16 protein-coding genes are annotated in these 16,139 nt (G+C 57.5%); 11 read left to right on the forward strand and 5 right to left on the reverse strand.

The window, feature by feature from the left end:
* Positions 1-36: 36 nt before the first annotated feature.
* Positions 37-825, reverse strand: coding sequence for a molybdenum-dependent transcriptional regulator (modE, locus tag N2K86_RS06400; RefSeq protein ID WP_260660859.1), 789 nt, complete (start codon positions 823-825; stop codon positions 37-39).
* A gap of 127 nt (positions 826-952) precedes the next feature.
* Between modE and N2K86_RS06405 the strand changes: the two genes are divergently transcribed.
* From N2K86_RS06405 to modC, 4 genes are all read left to right on the forward strand, one after another.
* Positions 953-1,102 carry an AcrZ family multidrug efflux pump-associated protein gene (locus N2K86_RS06405; protein WP_008501118.1) on the forward strand — a complete coding sequence of 50 codons (150 nt, stop codon included), beginning with the start codon at positions 953-955 and terminating at the stop codon, positions 1,100-1,102.
* A 177-nt stretch (positions 1,103-1,279) separates the two neighbouring features.
* Entirely contained in the window at positions 1,280-2,053 is a 774-nt protein-coding gene (gene modA, locus N2K86_RS06410; protein WP_260660860.1) for a molybdate ABC transporter substrate-binding protein, read from the forward strand.
* The gene (gene modB, locus N2K86_RS06415; RefSeq protein ID WP_010428783.1) at positions 2,053-2,742 is read left to right on the forward strand and encodes a molybdate ABC transporter permease subunit; all 690 of its coding nucleotides are present in this window, start codon (positions 2,053-2,055) and stop codon (positions 2,740-2,742) included. The genes modA and modB overlap by 1 nt, the downstream gene beginning before the upstream one ends.
* A gap of 2 nt (positions 2,743-2,744) precedes the next feature.
* The gene (modC, locus tag N2K86_RS06420) at positions 2,745-3,803 is read left to right on the forward strand and encodes a molybdenum ABC transporter ATP-binding protein ModC (protein ID WP_260660861.1); all 1,059 of its coding nucleotides are present in this window, start codon (positions 2,745-2,747) and stop codon (positions 3,801-3,803) included.
* On the opposite strand, the gene N2K86_RS06425 is transcribed toward modC, so the two are convergent.
* Positions 3,804-4,622 (reverse strand): pyridoxal phosphatase, encoded by an 819-nt coding sequence (locus N2K86_RS06425; protein WP_260660862.1) that lies wholly within the window; start codon positions 4,620-4,622, stop codon positions 3,804-3,806.
* Between the two features lie 140 nt (positions 4,623-4,762).
* Between N2K86_RS06425 and pgl the strand changes: the two genes are divergently transcribed.
* Together pgl and tisB are read left to right on the forward strand one after the other, a co-directional pair.
* Positions 4,763-5,758 (forward strand): 6-phosphogluconolactonase, encoded by a 996-nt coding sequence (gene pgl / locus N2K86_RS06430; RefSeq protein WP_260660863.1) that lies wholly within the window; start codon positions 4,763-4,765, stop codon positions 5,756-5,758.
* Between the two features lie 567 nt (positions 5,759-6,325).
* The gene (gene tisB / locus N2K86_RS22635; protein ID WP_023332440.1) at positions 6,326-6,415 is read left to right on the forward strand and encodes a type I toxin-antitoxin system toxin TisB; all 90 of its coding nucleotides are present in this window, start codon (positions 6,326-6,328) and stop codon (positions 6,413-6,415) included.
* Positions 6,416-6,468: 53 nt separating this feature from the next.
* Here tisB and N2K86_RS06435 read toward each other — a convergent pair whose 3' ends face one another.
* Positions 6,469-7,752 (reverse strand): putative acyl-CoA thioester hydrolase, encoded by a 1,284-nt coding sequence (locus tag N2K86_RS06435; RefSeq protein ID WP_260660864.1) that lies wholly within the window; start codon positions 7,750-7,752, stop codon positions 6,469-6,471.
* A gap of 224 nt (positions 7,753-7,976) precedes the next feature.
* Between N2K86_RS06435 and hutI the strand changes: the two genes are divergently transcribed.
* The 5 genes from hutI to hutH all read left to right on the forward strand — a co-directional run bounded on the left by hutI (position 7,977) and on the right by hutH (position 14,222).
* Positions 7,977-9,200 (forward strand): imidazolonepropionase, encoded by a 1,224-nt coding sequence (gene hutI, locus N2K86_RS06440; protein WP_260660865.1) that lies wholly within the window; start codon positions 7,977-7,979, stop codon positions 9,198-9,200.
* Positions 9,197-10,135 (forward strand): formimidoylglutamase, encoded by a 939-nt coding sequence (gene hutG, locus N2K86_RS06445; RefSeq protein ID WP_260660866.1) that lies wholly within the window; start codon positions 9,197-9,199, stop codon positions 10,133-10,135. Before hutI ends, hutG begins: the two co-directional genes overlap by 4 nt.
* 19 nt (positions 10,136-10,154) lie before the next feature.
* Positions 10,155-10,889, forward strand: coding sequence for a histidine utilization repressor (locus tag N2K86_RS06450; protein WP_260660867.1), 735 nt, complete (start codon positions 10,155-10,157; stop codon positions 10,887-10,889).
* 127 nt (positions 10,890-11,016) lie between these two features.
* Positions 11,017-12,702, forward strand: coding sequence for a urocanate hydratase (hutU, locus tag N2K86_RS06455; RefSeq protein WP_260660868.1), 1,686 nt, complete (start codon positions 11,017-11,019; stop codon positions 12,700-12,702).
* Complete coding sequence (gene hutH / locus N2K86_RS06460; protein ID WP_260660869.1) at positions 12,702-14,222, forward strand: histidine ammonia-lyase; 1,521 nt, start codon at positions 12,702-12,704, stop codon at positions 14,220-14,222. The genes hutU and hutH overlap by 1 nt, the downstream gene beginning before the upstream one ends.
* Positions 14,223-14,306: 84 nt before the next feature.
* On the opposite strand, the gene N2K86_RS06465 is transcribed toward hutH, so the two are convergent.
* A complete protein-coding gene (locus N2K86_RS06465; protein WP_260660870.1) occupies positions 14,307-14,783 on the reverse strand; it encodes a kinase inhibitor in 477 nt (158 codons plus the stop codon).
* Positions 14,784-14,831: 48 nt separating this feature from the next.
* On the reverse strand, positions 14,832-16,121 hold the full coding sequence (gene bioA, locus N2K86_RS06470; RefSeq protein ID WP_407065271.1) for an adenosylmethionine--8-amino-7-oxononanoate transaminase: 1,290 nt from the start codon (positions 16,119-16,121) through the stop codon (positions 14,832-14,834).
* Between the last annotated feature and the right edge of the window lie 18 nt (positions 16,122-16,139).

Consider the following 16,139-nt stretch of genomic DNA (forward strand, 5'->3'; position numbering starts at 1 on the left):
CAGGGATACTGGCTGTCGGCGCAATTGTCAATGTGCTCAGCACAATGTGGCGATAATCACCCGGTCAGCGTTGAAAAATGCGGTAACGACAGCACCTTCTTCTAAACCGTTCGCCTCAGCTACGGGGATCGTCGCGCAGAGAAGTTGCCCATCCGGCAGCGTCATCAGCACTTCGTACTGTTCTTCACCGCGTTCGATATGGCTGATGGTGCCCTGCAGCTGGTTATCTGCCCCACCGGCCTGCGCCGGGTTGCGCGTAATGCTAACCCACGGCGCTTTGAGCAGCACCAGCACCTCTTTGCCTTCGTCCAGACCAAGGCGCTGCCCGCTCTGCGCGGTGATCGCGGCTTTCAGACGAGTAGTACCATCCGCAAGGAGGATGTCGATATGCTGCTGCACCTGAGCGTCGTCGCGAGCCGTGACCTTCCCAAACCACTGATTGCGGGCGCTGGTCTGCAGTGAAAAACGTGAAATGGCGGCCAGCAGACTGTCCAGCGGGACGTTGTCATCATCGCTCAGTACATCAAAGGCTTTTTGCTGGATCTGCGCCAGCAGATCGTAGAGCTGGATCAGACGCTGACCGTAACGCGTCACGACGGCACCACCGCCGCCTTTGCCGCCTGTTGCACGCTCGACCAGCGTTTGATCGCTCAGGGTGTTCATCTCATTGATGGCATCCCAGGCGCTTTTATAGCTGATGCCCGCATTTTTGGCTCCCTGGCTAATCGAGCCTGTTTGTTCTATTTGTTTAAGCAGGGCGATACGTCGCGGGTCGGCAAAAAGCTTCTGCTGAAGTCGTAAGGTGAGGAGAATTTCGGCCTGCATAACAGTGTCCTGGCAAAAAGTGTATTGTGACCCAAATGGCGCAGGGCGCAAAGTGCACCGCACAAAAGGGGATGTTTTTCTCACTTGAAAGGGTAGAATAAGCCGTTCACAGTATCTGGAGAAAACCATGTTAGAGTTGTTGAAAAGTCTGGTATTCGCGGTAATCATGGTGCCAGTAGTGATGGCCATCATCCTCGGTGCCATCTACGGCCTGGGTGAAGTGTTCAACGTCTTTTCGAACATTGGTCACCGAGACCAGGCTAAAAAGCAGCATTGATTCCCTCCAAAACGCCCGGTTAACCCGGGCGTTTTGCTCTCAAGTATTTCTTTCCAACGCCGATATCTTTTTTAGCGACAGGCCGTTTACTCATTAATCGGTACCATTTAACGCTGGGATCTCCCTGACGATATCGTTATATTAATATGTATATAACGATGATGACAGGAGCTACAGATGGCACGTACATGGGTACGCCTTTTTGCAGGGGCAACGCTGACACTTTCTCTTACCGGACACGCGCTGGCTGAAGAGTGGAAAATTACGGTGTTTGCGGCCGCCTCGCTGACCAATGCGATGCAGGACATCGCCGCGGAGTATAAAAAAGAGAAGAACGTTGATGTGGTCTCGTCGTTTGCTTCCTCTTCTACGCTGGCGCGCCAGATTGAAGCGGGTGCACCTGCCGATCTGTTCATCTCTGCCGACCAGAAGTGGATGGACTACGCGGCCGAGAAAAAATCGATTGATACAGCGACCCGCGAAACGCTGCTCGGGAATAGCCTGGTGGTCGTGGCGCCGAAAGCCAGCGCTCAGGGCGATCTCACCATCAGCAAAGCGACCAACTGGACCCGCTTGCTGAACGGGGGGCGTCTGGCGGTGGGCGATCCAGAACACGTCCCTGCCGGGATTTATGCCAAAGAAGCGCTGCAAAAGCTGGGCGCGTGGGAAACCCTGTCACCGAAACTGGCCCCGGCGGAGGACGTTCGCGGCGCGCTGGCGCTTGTAGAGCGTAACGAGGCCCCGCTGGGGATTGTTTATGGCTCTGATGCCGTTGCCAGCAAAGGGGTGAAAGTGGTTGGTACGTTCCCGGAAGACTCGCACAAGAAAGTGGAATATCCTGTTGCGATTGTTGATGGACATAAAAATGCGACCGTGACGGCCTTCTATGACTATCTGAAGGGGCCAGACGCGTCTGCGATCTTTAAACGTTATGGATTTACGACTCACTGATGATATTGACCGATCCTGAATGGCAGGCTGTGCTGCTGAGCCTTAAAGTCTCTTCCCTGGCGGTTGCGCTGAGTTTGCCCTTTGGGATCTTCTTTGCCTGGTTACTGGTTCGCACCCGTTTTCCGGGCAAAGCCCTGCTTGATAGCGTTCTTCATCTTCCCCTTGTGTTGCCGCCCGTGGTGGTGGGTTATCTTCTGCTCGTCTCGATGGGGCGACGCGGTTTTATTGGTGAGAAGCTCTACGACTGGTTTGGGCTGACGTTTGCTTTTAGCTGGCGCGGTGCCGTGCTGGCGGCGGCGGTAATGTCATTCCCGCTGATGGTGAGGGCTATCCGCCTCGCGCTGGAAGGCGTGGACATGAAGCTTGAACAGGCGGCACGCACGCTGGGAGCCGGACGTTTACGCGTCTTCTTCACCATCACGCTTCCGCTTACGCTGCCGGGAATTATTGTCGGAACGGTGCTCGCGTTTGCCCGCTCGCTCGGCGAGTTCGGCGCGACCATCACCTTTGTCTCGAACATTCCCGGCGAGACGCGAACCATCCCGTCCGCAATGTATACCCTGATTCAAACCCCTGGCGGTGAGGGGGCGGCGGCGCGTTTGTGCATTATCTCGATAGTTCTGGCGCTGGCTTCTCTACTGGTCTCTGAATGGCTGGCGCGGCTTAGCCGCGAGCGAATGGGGAAATAAGCATGCTTGAACTCAATTTCACCCAGACGCTGGGAAACCATACCCTGACGCTTAACGAGACGCTGCCGGCAAGCGGTATCACCGCCATATTTGGCGTTTCCGGTGCGGGAAAAACGTCGCTGATCAATGTCATCAGCGGCCTGACGCGCCCGCAGTCCGGGCGTATTGTTCTGAATAACCGCGTCTTAAATGACGTAGAAAGTAAGGTCTACCTCTCCCCGGACAAACGCCGCATTGGTTACGTTTTCCAGGATGCGCGGCTATTCCCGCACTACAGCGTGCGCGGTAACCTGCGCTACGGCATGGCGAAAAGCATGGCTACGCAGTTTGATAAGCTGGTGGCTCTGTTAGGCATTGAACCGCTGCTGGACAGGCTGCCTTCCTCGCTTTCGGGCGGCGAGAAGCAGCGCGTGGCGATGGGTCGCGCCATATTGACCGCGCCGGAGCTGCTGCTGCTGGACGAACCGCTGGCCTCGCTGGATATCCCGCGCAAGCGTGAGCTGCTACCGTATCTGCAACGCCTGGCGCGGGAAATCAATATTCCGATGCTCTATGTGAGCCATTCCCTGGATGAGATTCTGCACCTGGCAGACAAGGTGCTGGTGCTGGAAGAGGGCAGCGTGAAGGCTTTCGGCAGCCTGGAAGAGGTGTGGGGTAGCAGCGTGATGCACCCGTGGCTCCCGAAAGAGCAGCAGAGCAGCATCCTGAAAGTGAGCGTACTGGAACACCATCCGCACTACGCGATGACCGCGCTGGCGCTGGGCGATCAGCATCTTTGGGTCAATAAGATCGACAAACCGTTACAGTCCGCGCTGCGTATTCGTATTCAGGCGTCGGACGTCTCGCTGGTGCTGCAGCCGCCGCTGCAAACCAGTATCCGAAATATTCTTCGTGCCAAAGTGGCCGAGTGTTTTGACGATAACGGGCAGGTGGAAGTGAAGCTTGAGGTTGGCAGCAGGACGCTCTGGGCGCGCATCAGCCCGTGGGCCAGGGATGAGTTAGGCATCAAACCCGGCCTGTGGCTTTACGCGCAAATCAAGAGCGTCTCGATCACCGCCTGATTACAGCAGGTGGGTATAAATGTACTGCGCGATGCTGTCGGTGGTGTTATCGCCGATCACCACGTCAGCGCGCGCTTTGACCGCGTCGTCGGCATTGCCCATCGCTACGCCCGTTCCTGCGGCTTCCAGCATGCTGATGTCGTTGTAGTTATCACCAAAGGCGATCACATCCTGCATCGACCCGCCCTGAGATTCCACAAACTGCGTCAGGCGTTTGCCTTTGCTGTTACCTTTGCGGGCAATATCCACCTGATCGTGCCACGACCATTCGCACTCCAGACCCAGCGTCTCCTCGACGTGCTTCGCAAACGCATTCAGTTTGGTGGTGTCTTCATCCGTCAGAGCGAATTTCCAGATAGCCTCAACGTCCTGTGCCGCCTGACGCAGAGAGGAAACCTGCGTAAAGACGGGGCGCTGCGCTTCTGGCAGGGAAAGCGCCCAGTTGCTGGTGCGTACCACATGGCCGGTCGGGCGCTCGTACATCATCGCGTTATCCACGTACATCAGGCCGTGAATGGCGTGCTCATCCAGCAGATCAATCAATTGCAGCGCTTGCGGAACCGGCAGCGGATCGGATGCCAAAACCTTTTTTGCCTGATAATCATACAAATAGGTGCCGTTACAACAAATTGCAGGTGTATCTAACGCCAGTGCCTGATAAAAAGGATGAATGGCAACGTGATGTCGACCCGTTACGATAAGGAGTTGATATCCCACTTCCTGCGCGCGTTTAAGCGCTTCAAGAGAAGAGGGGAGCAGGGTTTTCTGAGGGGGAAGTAATGTTCCGTCTAAATCCAGTGCAATCACACGCGAGGTCATTTGTTCTTCCGGGTTAATGTTGAATTTTAGGTCTCAGGGGATGTTACACCGAGAGTAAATCGCTGCAAAATTCCTGGCTAAAATTCAGCATTCACCGTTAAAAATAATCACTTTCACGTGCAGTGAGGAAAGGAGTATTCATGAAACAAACCGTTTATACCGCCAGTCCTGAAAGTCAGCAGATCCACGTCTGGCGTTTGAATGCAGAAGGTTCGCTCACGCTGGTTCAGGTTGTTGATGTTCCGGGGCAAGTACAGCCAATGGTCGTCAGCCCGGATAAACGTTTTCTCTACGTTGGCGTGCGTCCTGAGTTCCGCGTGCTGGCGTACCGTATCTCCCCCGATGATGGCGCACTGACCTACACCGCCGAAGCACCTTTGCCGGGCAGCCCGACCCACATCTCTACCGATCGTAAAGGCAACTTTGTCTTCAGCGGCTCCTATAACGCGGGCTGTGTCAGCGTAACGCGTCTGGAAAATGGCATTCCGGTCGAAACCGTGGATGTGGTGGAAGGGCTTGAAGGCTGCCACTCGGCGAATATCTCTCCGGACAACCGTACGCTGTGGGTGCCTGCGCTGAAGCAGGATCGTATCTGCCTGTTCACCCTGAGCGATGACGGGCATCTGGTGGCGCAAAACCCTGCTGAAGTGACGACCGTAGAAGGCGCGGGTCCGCGCCATATGGTCTTCCACCCGAACCAGCAATATGCGTATGTGGTTAACGAACTGAACAGCTCAGTAGACGTGTGGGAATTGAAAGATCCAAACGGTCAGATTGAGTGCGTGCAAACGCTGGATATGATGCCGTCTGACTTCTCCGACACCCGCTGGGCGGCCGATATTCACATTACGCCGGATGGCCGTCATCTGTATGCGTGCGATCGTACCTCCAGCCTGATTACCGTGTTTAGCGTCTCTGAAGACGGCAGCGTGCTCGCAATTGAAGGCTTCCAGCCAACGGAAACCCAGCCGCGCGGCTTTAATATCGATCACAGCGGCAAATACCTGATTGCGGCGGGGCAGAAATCCCACCATATCGCGCTGTATGAAATTAAAGGCGAGCAGGGGCTGCTGGAAGAGAAAGGGCGTTATGCCGTCGGCCAGGGGCCAATGTGGGTAGTGGTAAACGCTCACTAAGCGGCTAAAACAAAAAACCTCGCGAATGCGAGGTTTTTTTATGCCCGGTGGTAGCCGGGTGAGCACATCAAAACGTAACCAACCTGAACATCATAATATTGGCTTAAGGCGATGTAAATTCATCGTCAAAGAAGAAAAGAGAACACGGAATGTTCAGAGATTATCATTTGCATAAAAATCAGTAAGTTAATTGATTTTTCTTTATAAATTCCGAAACTGGTTTTATCTGTTTTTATGTACAGTAGTGATTTGATATCATTCTGTCCGTTGGTTCGATGTGTGGCAGTTCCGCAATGCAGGATCCTATTTAAGTCCTGGTCGTCGGGTGGTGCCGACGGTGCCTAAACTGCGGAGCACATCAAAACATAACCAACACACCTCTGGTGACAGGCAGCGGAAAGGTAAATCAGAGGAGAAGTGCTCCTGTACCCTCAATGATTCGAGTTTCAGGAAGGCGGCAAACGAGTGAAGTCCCAGGAGCGTACATAAGTACGTGACTGGGGTGAACGAGTGTAGCCAACGCACCTGAAACTTGAAGTATGACGGGTAATATCAAAGGAGTGGCGTATGAGCGGTGTGGAATGGGCAATTCTGTTCCTGCAACTCATGGTTGCGATTATGCAACTATTGGATGCGTATCTTAAGTTTGGTGCCTGACGCATTCAGTCGCAGTAAAAAGGGGGATTAAAACTCCCCCTTTTACTCTCATCTTACTGCTTCGGCTCAGCAACCACTTTGCTACCCAGACCGCGGTTGTTGTACTCCCACATGCGGTTGAAGTTAGCGTCGTTCAGGTTGCGCTGCACGTTCCCTTTATCGTCCACCGCACCGGTATTGCCGGAGAACGGACGTTTGGAGATCGCAGCATCAGCCCACGGCTTCGCCATGTTGAAGCCTTCGTTGATCACGCTATCGCGGATCACGACCTGGCCGTTAGTGGCAGAGTCCACGTCCAGGGAGCGTCCCAGCTGCGCCACGCCGTCACCGGCAGCGTTAAAGCGGCTGTTCACGGCCAGGAAGCCGTAGAAGAGGTTAGACTGAGTTGCCGGAGCAAACACGTAACCTTCCTGCTGAGTACGTGAATTCACCACGCGGAAATCGGTGTTATCGAATACCACCGCGCCACGACCAGAGACCAGGTCCACGTCGCCTTCAACGTAGCTGTTGGTCACCAGGGTACGGGTCAGGCGGTTATTCTGCAGGGTGTTCTGCACGCCGCTATTGGTGACGAAGAAGGTGTTCTGGCGACCCAGAATATTCACCTTGTTAATCTGTACCTTGTCGCCATCGCTGCGCAGAGCCACGGCCTGATGATTACCCGCGTCAACGCTGTCACCCAGGGTATTTTGAATGGTCAGGTTCTGCAATTGCAGACCGTTATTCTGCGACCAGACCACCGCTGAACACATCACGCCAACGGTGGCGGTGCGCTTGCTCTGGCAGTTATCAAACATATACCACGCAGGTTTCCCCGGCATATATTTACCGGCCGGGTTCACCAGGCGACGCCAGGTGGTGGTGTCGATTTCGGAATCAATCGCCAGACCAATTTTCACATCGAGCGCTTTTTCACCCAGACCATAAATCGTAATGCTGCCCGGCGCCGCTGGCACGTAAACGGTACCTTCGTATTCACCAGGCAGGATCGCGATGTACTGACGCGATGCACTGTGTTTAGTGATAGCCGCGTCAACTGCCGCCTGGATAGAAGTATGGGTCACGCCCTGCGCTCCGGCCGGACCCACAACGAAGTCTGGCTGTTTTGGCAGGGTAATAGAAGATGGCGTCCACGCTGCAGCATTGGGATCCATCGCCGTGAAGTAGCGCGCCTGGGTGAAGTTTTTCGCTTCATCAGCGGACAGGATCGGGCGAGATGAGGTACCCGGCGCAACCTGCTCAGAAGGTCGCTGATCCGGCGGGGTTGAGCTGCAAGCGGATAAAGTCACGCCAAAGGCAAGTGCTAACGCCAGACGGGAAATCCTGGAAATGTTCAAGGTGAAGCTCCTGGGTATGCAAGTCTTAACGGGATAGACGAAATAGCCTGCTTTTTTATACTAAGTTGAGCGAAACGGGAAGATAAAAAGGGTAAAAGTTGCGTTTTTCCCCGCAGGGGACGGGGAAGTCATCACAAATAAATAACATTTTCCATGAATGCGGTTGACACCAGGCAGCAGATGAAAATAAATGTCTATACAACCCATGACAAGTTGGAATTCCCATGCAGCAGCTTCATCCCGACGATGTGATATGGCGAAATGCGCGGCTGGCAACAATGGTTGCTGGCGAGCCGGAACCTTATGGCCTGAAAGAACAACACGCTCTGGTGGTCAGGGACCAAACCCTTCTGGCCGTTGCTCCTGAGTCTGAACTGCCTTCTGGACACCGTCACAGCGTCGATCTTCAGGGACGTCTGGTCACGCCAGGCCTGATTGACTGCCATACCCATCTGGTGTTTGGCGGCGATCGCGCGGCGGAGTGGGAGCAGCGTCTGAACGGTGTTTCTTACCAGACCATCAGCGCACAGGGGGGTGGGATTAACGCCACCGTGACGGCGACGCGCAGCAGCTCGCCGGAAACCCTGCTTGAACTGGCGCAACGGCGGCTCCAGCGTCTGATGAATGAAGGTGTGACAACGGTTGAAATCAAATCGGGATACGGGCTAAACGCCGAAGCCGAAGAGAAGATGCTGCAGGTCGCGCGCCAGCTGAGCCTCAATAACCCGATCGATATCAGCCCAACGCTGCTGGCGGCCCATGCGGTTCCGGGGGAATACCGGCAGGATCCGGATGCGTACCTCACGTTGGTCTGCGAGCAGATCCTGCCCACGCTGTGGCAAAAAGAGTTATTTGAAGCCGTCGACGTGTTTTGTGAAAACGTCGGCTTTACCCCGTCGCAAACCGAGCGCCTCTTCCAGGCAGCCACCGCGCTCGGTATCCCGGTGAAAGGCCATGTCGAACAGCTGTCGAATCAGGGCGGAGCGGCGCTGGTCAGCCAGTATAAGGGGCTATCGGCCGATCATATTGAGTATCTCGACGTCGCGGGCGTGCAGGCGATGGCGGAAAGCGGCACGGTTGCCGTCCTGTTGCCAGGTGCGTTCTATTTTCTTCAGGAGCGCCAGCGCCCGCCGGTTGAACAGCTCAGAAAACAGGGTGTCCCGATGGCCGTCGCCACCGACTACAACCCCGGCACCAGCCCGTTTGCCAGCCTGCACCTGGCGATGAACATGGCCTGCGTCCAGTTTGGCCTGACACCGGAAGAGGCCTGGGCTGGCGTGACGCGACACGCGGCACAGGCGCTGGGGCGCGGCGCCACGCACGGGCAATTAAAGGCCGGATACGTGGCGGATTTTATCGTCTGGGATGCACAACATCCGGTGGAGATGGTTTATGAGCCGGGACGTAATCCTTTGTATCAACGCGTATTTCGGGGGAAAGCGCTATGACACTGTGGCGGTCCACCTCACCGCAGATCTGGCAGGGGCGCGACGACAGCGCTGAAGCCACTAATGCAAAACGCATTTTCCAGACTATTCAGCAACGTGAACCGTTTTCACCTGCGCCTTCAGGCATTGGCCTGATAGGCTTTGCATGTGATGAAGGGGTGAAGCGTAATCACGGCAGACCCGGCGCGGTGCAGGCACCCGATACGCTTCGCCAGGCGCTTGCGAACATGGCAAGCCATCAGGGACATGAGCGGCTTGTGGATATGGGCTCAATTTATGTCGAGGGCACAGATCTTGAAGCCGCGCAGCGGGCATTAAGCGATGCGGTAGTCGTATGCCAGCAGTCCGGGATGCGCACGCTGGTTTTCGGCGGCGGGCATGAAACCGCGTGGGCGCACGGCCGCGGCGTGCTGGACGCTTTCCCGAGCGAGCGGGTTGCCATTATCAACCTTGATGCCCATCTCGATCTGCGCAAAGCCTACCAGGCCACGTCAGGCACGCCGTTTCGCCAGCTGGCGAATTACTGCGATGAGCGCGGGCGGGAATTTCAGTACGCCTGCTTTGGCGTGAGCCGGGCGGCGAATACGCTGGCGCTGTGGGATGAGGCGGAACGTCTGAACGTCACGCTGGTGGAAGATCTCCACTTCAGACGCGATGCGCTGTCCGCGCTGGAAAAGGTGCTGGCGCAGGCCGATCGCGTCTACCTGACGATCGATCTGGACGTTCTCCCCGCGGGAGAAATGCCCGCCGTCTCGGCCCCTGCGGCACTGGGCATACCGGCGCTGGATCTTATGCCGGTCATCGAACGCATCTGCCGCAGTGGAAAACTGCAGGCCGCCGATCTGGTAGAATTTAACCCCCAGTACGACCGCGACGGGCAAGGCGCAAAGCTTGCCGCCCGTCTGGCCTGGCAAATTGCTCACTGGTGGGCATAACACTATTCAAGGAGTCACGATGTTTTCACGCTCACCTCTGCCGCCGTCGAGCCCTCCCGCGCCTTTCTACGAAAAGGTGAAGCAGGCGATCAGCGAAAAAATCGCCACCGGCGTCTGGCGACCGCACGATCGCATTCCGTCGGAGGCCGATCTGGTGGCGCAGTTTGGTTTTAGCCGCATGACCATCAACCGGGCGCTGCGTGAACTGACCGACGAAGGGCTTCTGGTACGCCTTCAGGGCGTGGGGACGTTTGTGGCGGAACCAAAAGGGCAGTCAGCCCTGTTTGAAATTCGCAGTATTGCCGATGAGATAACCTCGCGAAATCATCAGCACCGCTGTGAAGTGCTGGTGCTCGAAGAGACCCAGGCCAGCGCCGAGCAGGCCGTAGAGCTGAATGTCAAAGAGGGAAGCCGCATCTTCCACTCCGTGATGGTGCATTTCGAAAACGACATTCCGGTACAGATTGAAGATCGCTGCGTGAACGCTGACCGGATACCGGACTATCTGAACCAGGATTACACCCAGACCACGCCGCATGCGTATCTCTCGCTCGTCGCCCCGCTGACGGAAGGGGAGCACATTGTGGAAGCGGTTCGCGCCACGCCGCAGGAGTGCGAATTATTGCGCATCAAAGAGCACGATCCGTGCCTGCTTATTCGCCGCCGTACCTGGTCATCCTCGCAGATTGTATCGCATGCCAGGCTGCTGTTTCCCGGTAACCGTTACCGGCTGCAGGGCCATTTTATGTCATAAGTTTTATAAGCGTGATCGCTAACGCAATATAACAAAATTGTATCTTTTTTGTTAAATACGACCTTGTGTGTGCTTGTCTATACAAGTATATCTTAATGCATCATCTGTCCCGTATGAGGAGCACACAATGTCGTCAGGTAAATACCGCCAGCAGGACGTTCGCGCGCCGCGCGGCACCACGCTTACCGCCAAAAGCTGGCTCACCGAAGCACCGCTGCGCATGTTGATGAACAACCTTGATCCTGAGGTAGCGGAAAATCCCCACGAGCTGGTGGTCTACGGCGGCATTGGCCGCGCCGCGCGCAACTGGGAATGCTATGACGCAATTGTTAAATCCCTGACCGAACTCGAACACGACGAAACCCTGCTGGTGCAGTCCGGCAAGCCGGTTGGCGTATTCAAAACCCATAAAAACGCGCCGCGCGTGCTGATCGCCAACTCTAACCTGGTGCCGCACTGGGCTACCTGGGAACACTTCAACGAGCTGGATGCGAAAGGGCTGGCGATGTATGGACAGATGACCGCCGGCAGCTGGATCTACATCGGCAGCCAGGGGATTGTGCAGGGCACCTACGAAACCTTCGTGGAAGCCGGTCGCCAGCACTATAACGGCTCGCTGAAAGGCCGCTGGGTGCTGACCGCGGGTCTCGGCGGCATGGGCGGCGCGCAGCCGCTGGCCGCTACGCTGGCGGGGGCGTGCTCTCTGAACATTGAGTGCCAGCAGAGCCGCATTGATTTCCGTCTGCGTACCCGTTACGTCGATGAACAGGCCACCGATCTGGACGACGCGCTGGCGCGCATCAAAAAATACACCTCCGAAGGCAAAGCCATGTCGATTGCCCTGTGCGGCAACGCGGCGGACATTCTCCCGCAGCTCGTCGCCCGAGGCGTGCGCCCGGATCTGGTCACCGACCAGACCAGCGCCCACGATCCGCTCCACGGTTACCTGCCAAAAGGCTGGACGTGGGAAGACTATCAGCAAAAAGCGGAAACCGATCCGGAAGGCACGGTGCTCGCTGCGAAACGCTCTATGGCGGAACACGTCTCCGCGATGCTGGCTTTCAGCCAGATGGGTATTCCGACCTTTGACTACGGCAACAACATCCGCCAGATGGCGAAAGAGATGGGCGTAAATAACGCATTCGACTTCCCGGGCTTCGTGCCTGCCTACATTCGCCCGCTGTTCTGCCGCGGTATCGGTCCGTTCCGCTGGGTTGCCCTGTCCGGTGACCCGGAGGACATCTACAAAACCGACGCCAAAGTGAAGGAGATCGTCGCCGATGACGAACACCTGCATCGCTGGCTGGACATGGCCCGCCAGCGCATTAACTTCCAGGGCCTGCCGGCGCGTATCTGCTGGGTAGGGCTGGAGTGGCGGCAAAAGCTGGGACTTGCCTTCAACGAAATGGTGCGCCGCGGTGAAGTCTCCGCGCCGATTGTCATTGGCCGCGACCACCTGGACTCCGGCTCCGTCGCCAGCCCGAACCGCGAAACCGAAGCCATGCGCGACGGCTCGGATGCGGTTTCCGACTGGCCATTGCTGAACGCTCTGCTGAATACCGCCAGCGGCGCAACCTGGGTATCGCTGCACCACGGCGGCGGAGTGGGGATGGGCTTCTCCCAACATTCTGGGATGGTTATTGTCTGCGACGGAACGGATGAAGCCGCCGCGCGTATCGCTCGCGTGCTGCACAACGACCCTGCCACCGGCGTGATGCGTCATGCGGATGCGGGCTATGAGATTGCCATTGACTGTGCCAAAGAGCAGGGGCTGAACCTGCCGATGATCCCTGCCACACAAGGAAAGCAATAATGAATGCATTAACACTCACTCCCGGCTCGCTGACGCTCAAACAGCTGCGTAGCGTCTGGCGTCAGCCGGTCACCCTTTCGCTTGATGAAAGTGCCCACGCCGCCATTAACGACAGCGTTGCCTGCGTGGAGGCGATTGTTGCCGAAGGGCGTACCGCCTACGGGATTAACACCGGCTTTGGGCTGCTTGCGCAGACCCGCATCGCCACACACGATCTGGAAAACTTACAGCGTTCGCTGGTGCTGTCGCATGCGGCGGGCGTGGGTCAGCCGCTGGACGATGAAATTGTCCGCCTGATGATGGTCCTCAAAATTAACAGCCTGGCGCGCGGTTTTTCGGGCATTCGCCTGAGCGTGATCCAGGCGCTGATGGCGCTGGTCAATGCGGAAGTCTATCCGTGGATCCCGGCGAAAGGTTCTGTTGGGGCATCTGGGGATCTTGCCCCGCTGGCGCACATGTCGCTGCTGCTGCTGGGCGAAGGCAAAGCGCGCTGGCAGGGCGAGTGGATTCCGGCGAAAGAGGCGCTGAAAAAAGCCGGGTTAACGCCGATCACGCTGGCGGCGAAAGAGGGGCTGGCGCTGCTGAACGGCACCCAGGCGTCGACCGCCTTCGCGCTGCGCGGCCTGTTTGAAGCGGAAGATCTTTTTGCCTCGGCGGTGGTGTGTGGTGCATTGACCACCGAAGCCGTGCTGGGCTCGCGTCGCCCATTCGATGCCCGCATCCACGAGGTGCGCGGTCAGCGCGGGCAGATTGATGTCGCCGCGATGTACCGTCATGTCCTTACCGACACCAGCGAAATTGCCGATTCACACCATAACTGCGAGAAGGTGCAGGATCCTTATTCCCTGCGCTGCCAGCCGCAGGTGATGGGCGCGTGCCTGACGCAGCTGCGCCAGGCGGCAGAGGTGCTGCTGGTGGAGGCTAACGCGGTGTCCGATAACCCGCTGGTGTTCGCCCAGGAAAACGAGGTCGTCTCCGGGGGCAACTTCCACGCCGAGCCGGTGGCAATGGCTGCGGATAATCTCGCCCTGGCGATTGCCGAAGTCGGCGCGTTGTCCGAGCGCCGCATTGCGCTGATGATGGATAAACACATGTCCCAGCTGCCACCGTTCCTGGTGCGTAACGGCGGGGTCAACTCGGGCTTTATGATTGCCCAGGTGACGGCCGCAGCGCTGGCGAGCGAGAACAAAGCCCTGTCGCACCCGCACAGCGTGGACAGCCTGCCAACGTCAGCGAACCAGGAAGATCACGTTTCGATGGCACCGGCTGCCGGGCGTCGTCTCTGGGAAATGGCCTCCAATACCCGCGGCGTGCTGGCGGTGGAATGGCTGGCGGCAAGTCAGGGTATCGATCTGCGTGAAGGGCTAAAATCCAGCCCGCTGCTGGAGCAGGCGCGTCAGGTGCTGCGCGAGCATGTATCCCATTACGATGATGACCGCTTCTTTGCACCGGATATTGATAAGGCGATGCAGCTTCTGGAAGAAGGGCGGCTGGTGGGGCTGTTACCTTCGGTGCTGTGATTTTTTGCCCGGTGGCGCTGCGCTTACCGGGCCTACGAGTGCGAAATGTAGGCCGGGTAAGGCGTAGCCGCCACCCGGCTTTTTTTACGAATACATCGCCGTAATCGACGCGCTCCCAAGCGAATGGAAATGCACGTTAAACCCGACCATCGCGCCGCTCGCCCCTTCATCGACCTCAATCTGCTCCACATCCAGCGCGTGCACCGTGAAGATATAGCGGTGCGTTTCCCCTTTTGGCGGCGCCGCGCCGCCGTAGCCCGCTTTACCAAAATCAGTGCGCGCCTGAATGGCGCCTTCAGGCAGGGCAACCAGGTCGGAACCAGAACCCTGCGGCAGCACGCGCGTGTCGGCAGGCAGGTTCGCCACAATCCAGTGCCACCAGCCGGAGCCGGTAGGCGCATCCGGGTCGTAGCAGGTCACGACAAAGCTTTTGGTTCCGTCCGGAACCTCGTCCCACGCCAGGTGCGGAGAGATATTGTCTCCCTGATAGCCCATGCCGTTGAATACGTGGCGTTCCGGGAGCTTTTCGCCGTCGCGCAGATCTTTACTGATGATTTTCATACGGTTTACCCTCGTTGATCGCTCGTTCAGCAAGTGTAATGCATTGGGTTAAATCGTGAAATGCGCGGGAATGTTAACGGCTGTTACAACCGCGTCGGTTAGTTTTCGAAGCTGCTCTGGCGTGATGCTGTACGGCGGCATCAGATAGATAAGCTTGCCGAAAGGCCGGACCCACACGCCCTGGTCCACGAAGAAGCGCTGCAGCGCCGCCATGTTCACCGGATGGGTGGTTTCAACCACCCCGATGGCGCCCAGCACGCGCACGTCCGCCACGAAACTCGCCCCAGAGGCGGCGCTCAGCTCCTCTTTCAGCTGCGCTTCAATCGCCACCACCTGCGTTTGCCATTCACCGCTTTCCAGAATGGACAGGCTTTCGCTCGCGACGGCGCAGGCGAGAGGATTACCCATAAACGTCGGGCCGTGCATAAAGCAGCCTGCTTCGCCGTCGCTGATGGTATCGGCAACGTGACGGGTCGTGAGCGTGGCGGAGAGCGTCATGGTGCCGCCGGTCAGCGCTTTACCCAGGCACAGAATATCCGGGGCGATACCCGCATGCTCGCAGGCAAACAGCTTGCCGGTGCGGCCAAAGCCGGTGGCGATCTCATCGGCAATCAGCAGAATGCCCTCGCGGTCGCACATCTTGCGAATACGTTTCAGCCACTCCGGATGGTACATCCGCATGCCGCCCGCGCCCTGCACAATCGGCTCAAGGATCACGGCGGCAATGTCATGACGATGCGCCGCCATCAGCCGCGCGAATCCGACCATGTCCATCTCGTTCCACTCGCCGTCGAAACGGCTCTGCGGGGCCGGGGCAAACAGGTTTTCCGGCAGGTAGCCCTTCCACAGGCTGTGCATAGAGTTGTCCGGATCGCACACCGACATCGCCCCGAAGGTATCCCCGTGATAGCCGTTGCGGAAGGTGAGGAACCGCTGGCGCGTTTCGCCCTTCGCATGCCAGTACTGCAGCGCCATTTTCATCGCCACTTCCACCGCCACGGAGCCGGAATCGGCCAGGAACACGCACTCCAGCGATTCAGGGGTCATCGCCACCAGACGGCGGCATAAATCCACCGCGGGCTGATGGGTGATCCCGCCAAACATCACGTGCGACATCTGGTCAATCTGCGCCTTCATCGCCGCATTCAGACGCGGGTGGTTATACCCGTGAATCGCCGCCCACCAGGAGGACATCCCGTCAACCAGCCGCTCGCCGCTGGCGAGATGCAGCTCGCAGCCGTGGGCGGAGGCCACCGGATAGACGGGAAGGGGGCGGGTAGTGGAGGTGTAAGGGTGCCAGATATGCTGCTTGTCGAAGGCGAGATCGTCCTGGGTCATAATCGACTTGTAAACCAT

This window comes from Enterobacter mori, from assembly GCF_025244905.1.
GTDB lineage: Bacteria > Pseudomonadota > Gammaproteobacteria > Enterobacterales > Enterobacteriaceae > Enterobacter > Enterobacter mori_A.

Bases quoted from the DNA above. Each gene is read 5' to 3' on its own strand.
- modE (WP_260660859.1), bottom strand. From the start codon at position 825: ATGCAGGCCGAAATTCTCCTCACCTTACGACTTCAGCAGAAGCTTTTT.
- N2K86_RS06405 (WP_008501118.1), top strand. From the start codon at position 953: ATGTTAGAGTTGTTGAAAAGTCTGGTATTCGCGGTAATCATGGTGCCA.
- modA (WP_260660860.1), top strand. From the start codon at position 1,280: ATGGCACGTACATGGGTACGCCTTTTTGCAGGGGCAACGCTGACACTT.
- modB (WP_010428783.1), top strand. From the start codon at position 2,053: ATGATATTGACCGATCCTGAATGGCAGGCTGTGCTGCTGAGCCTTAAA.
- modC (WP_260660861.1), top strand. From the start codon at position 2,745: ATGCTTGAACTCAATTTCACCCAGACGCTGGGAAACCATACCCTGACG.
- N2K86_RS06425 (WP_260660862.1), bottom strand. From the start codon at position 4,622: ATGACCTCGCGTGTGATTGCACTGGATTTAGACGGAACATTACTTCCC.
- pgl (WP_260660863.1), top strand. From the start codon at position 4,763: ATGAAACAAACCGTTTATACCGCCAGTCCTGAAAGTCAGCAGATCCAC.
- tisB (WP_023332440.1), top strand. From the start codon at position 6,326: ATGAGCGGTGTGGAATGGGCAATTCTGTTCCTGCAACTCATGGTTGCG.
- hutI (WP_260660865.1), top strand. From the start codon at position 7,977: ATGCAGCAGCTTCATCCCGACGATGTGATATGGCGAAATGCGCGGCTG.
- hutG (WP_260660866.1), top strand. From the start codon at position 9,197: ATGACACTGTGGCGGTCCACCTCACCGCAGATCTGGCAGGGGCGCGAC.
- N2K86_RS06450 (WP_260660867.1), top strand. From the start codon at position 10,155: ATGTTTTCACGCTCACCTCTGCCGCCGTCGAGCCCTCCCGCGCCTTTC.
- hutU (WP_260660868.1), top strand. From the start codon at position 11,017: ATGTCGTCAGGTAAATACCGCCAGCAGGACGTTCGCGCGCCGCGCGGC.
- hutH (WP_260660869.1), top strand. From the start codon at position 12,702: ATGAATGCATTAACACTCACTCCCGGCTCGCTGACGCTCAAACAGCTG.
- N2K86_RS06465 (WP_260660870.1), bottom strand. From the start codon at position 14,783: ATGAAAATCATCAGTAAAGATCTGCGCGACGGCGAAAAGCTCCCGGAA.
- bioA (WP_407065271.1), bottom strand. From the start codon at position 16,121: ATGACCCAGGACGATCTCGCCTTCGACAAGCAGCATATCTGGCACCCT.